Below are 2,428 nucleotides of genomic sequence, written 5' to 3'. Positions count from 1 at the left end.
AAATATAACTTTATGTATTTAGTAATAACTGCAATTAAACCATATTGATATATATTTACCTATAATAATATAGTTTAATGTAGATTAGTATTAAAAAGTTTAGCATAATAATTTTATTAAGTTATAGTATGAACACATTAAGAATAAAAATAAAAGTATATAAATTTTATGTTTATGGGAGGTTATTTTTGATGAATAGAATAGTATTAATTTGCTCAATAGGTATGTCTACAACCTTACTAGTATCTAAAATGAAAGCTAGTGCAAAGGAGAAAGGAATAAATTGTACTATTAAAGCAATATCAGAATTAGAACTGAAAAAATATGAAAATGAAGTAGATGTAGTTTTGTTAGGACCTCAAGTTAAATTTATGTTTAAAAAATTACAAAATAAATTTCAAGAGAAGTGTATACCAGTAGATATGATTAATACTGTTGATTATGGTACTATGAATGGAGAAAAAGTTTTAAAACAAGCTTTGAATTTATTACAATGCAAAAGAAATGAAACAAAAGCAATAATATAATTTAGATATTTAAGAAAAAGCTAAAAGCCTTATATTTAGGTTTCTAGCTTTTTTTATAAAAATAATATAAAAGGTTCATTTAAATTAATTAATACATATATTAAAATATTAATAACAATATAAGGGTTAAATGTTATGGAAGAATTATATTTTAATGATAATAATATTGATATTGCTTTTGAAAAATTCCCCATATTAGAAGATGAAAATTATATTATTAGACAACCTAAAGATATAGATTGGAAAGATATAATTGAAATTTATAGTAATAAAGAATTATTAATAGTAGACCGTTTGCCTCAAATATATGATAAAGATGCAGCTAAGGAATTTATAACTTTTATTAGATTTAAATATAAATATAAAGAAAGAATAGATTGGAGTATATATTCAAATAAAGACAAAAAATGTATAGGTTTAGTAGGAATATATAATATAAGTAAAATAGATGCAAGAGCAGAGATTGGATATATTATGTCAAAAAAATATATGAGAAAAGGCATAATGACCATGGCTTTAAATAAAGTTTTAGGATATTTATTTAATAATTTAAAATTTAATAGAATAGAAGCTAATGTTTATAAAGAAAATTTACCTTCAATTAGATTATGTGAAAAATTAAAATTTTCATTAGAAGGAGTTAGATTAGAATATATGTATAATGATTTTACAGGAATTTATATGGATAGCTATATTTTCTCTATTTTAAATAATAATAAAAATTAAATTTTAACTTATAAAAATAAAGACAAAATTAATAAATTTTGTCTTTAAAGTTTAATTACTTAATTGAAATTCTGAGTTTGTAATAGTAAAATTATTTTTTAATCCTGAAGATATATACACTTTTTTATCATTTGTAATAAAAATTGCTTCAGTATTTTCTAAACTTTCAATTAAAGATAAGCCTTCTTCTAATCCTTTTGAAAATACAGTGGTAGATAAAGCGTCCCCATCTAATGATTTATCTGAAACAATAGTTATTCCAGCAATATTATTTTCATAAGGATATCCAGTAGATGGATTTAATATATGATGATATTTAATATTATCTTTTTCAATAAATCTTTCATATATACCAGAAGTAACTATTGATTTATTAGTTTCACTAATATTACCTATTATATTTCCTCTTTCACTAAAAGGATTTTGAATGCCTATTTTCCATTTTTCTCCTGAAGGTTTTAAACCTAAGACATAAAGATTTCCTCCTAAATCTATAATAGCACTGTTTATATTATTTTCTTTAAAAAAATTAGCAATTATATCAGCAATATATCCCTTAGCAATTGCCCCTAAATCTATAATCATGTTAGGTTTTTTTAGAAAAATAGTTTTATTATAATCATTTACGTCTACTTCTTTATAATTTATTAAAGGTAATATATTTTTAATTTCATTTTTAGTAGGCACTTTAGCTTCTGGTAATCCTATACTCCATAATTTTACTAATGGTCCTATTGTAATATCAAAATCACCGTTAGATAATTGAGAATATTTAAGTCCGGTTTTTATAATATTAAAAGTAGAATCACTTACTTTTAAAGGTTTTTTTCCGGCTAATTTATTTAAGTTATCTAATTCAGTTCCACTTCTATTTAGACTGACCAAATTTTCAATTTCTTTTATCTTATCAAATGCTTTATTTAAAATATCTTCATTTTTATTATCATATATAGAGATTTTTATAGCTGTTCCCATAAATATTTCCGTTTTTGTTAAGGGTGTTTCATTAAGCACTTTTTTATTGTTGTTAGAACAACTAATAAATATTAATGCAAATAAAATTAAAGATAATATTTTAATAAAAATTTTTTTAAATATATTCATTAATTATAATCCTCCAAAAATTTTGTTTTAAATATATATTGAAATCATTAATTATTAAAAGTTTCTAATTC

The 2,428-nt window shown here is 21.1% G+C and carries 3 protein-coding genes; 2 read left to right on the top strand and 1 reads right to left on the bottom strand.

Annotation, left to right across the window (positions count from 1 at the left end; translation table 11 throughout):
• Positions 1-191 precede the first annotated feature (191 nt).
• Together GBZ86_RS14985 and GBZ86_RS14980 are read left to right on the top strand one after the other, a co-directional pair.
• On the top strand, positions 192-527 hold the full coding sequence (locus GBZ86_RS14985; RefSeq protein WP_152891986.1) for a PTS sugar transporter subunit IIB: 336 nt from the start codon (positions 192-194) through the stop codon (positions 525-527).
• Positions 528-662: 135 nt separating this feature from the next.
• The gene (locus GBZ86_RS14980) at positions 663-1,253 is read left to right on the top strand and encodes a GNAT family N-acetyltransferase (protein ID WP_152891985.1); all 591 of its coding nucleotides are present in this window, start codon (positions 663-665) and stop codon (positions 1,251-1,253) included.
• A gap of 51 nt (positions 1,254-1,304) precedes the next feature.
• Here the strand turns inward: GBZ86_RS14980 and GBZ86_RS14975 are convergent, their stop codons facing one another.
• Positions 1,305-2,357: an FAD:protein FMN transferase gene (locus GBZ86_RS14975; protein ID WP_152891983.1), complete on the bottom strand. Its 1,053-nt coding sequence runs from the start codon at positions 2,355-2,357 to the stop codon at positions 1,305-1,307.
• Positions 2,358-2,428: the final 71 nt, after the last annotated feature.

The organism is Clostridium tarantellae (assembly GCF_009295725.1).
In the GTDB taxonomy this organism is placed as follows: Bacteria; Bacillota; Clostridia; order Clostridiales; family Clostridiaceae; genus Sarcina; species Sarcina tarantellae.
This window is presented reverse-complemented; position numbering and strand designations above follow the sequence as displayed.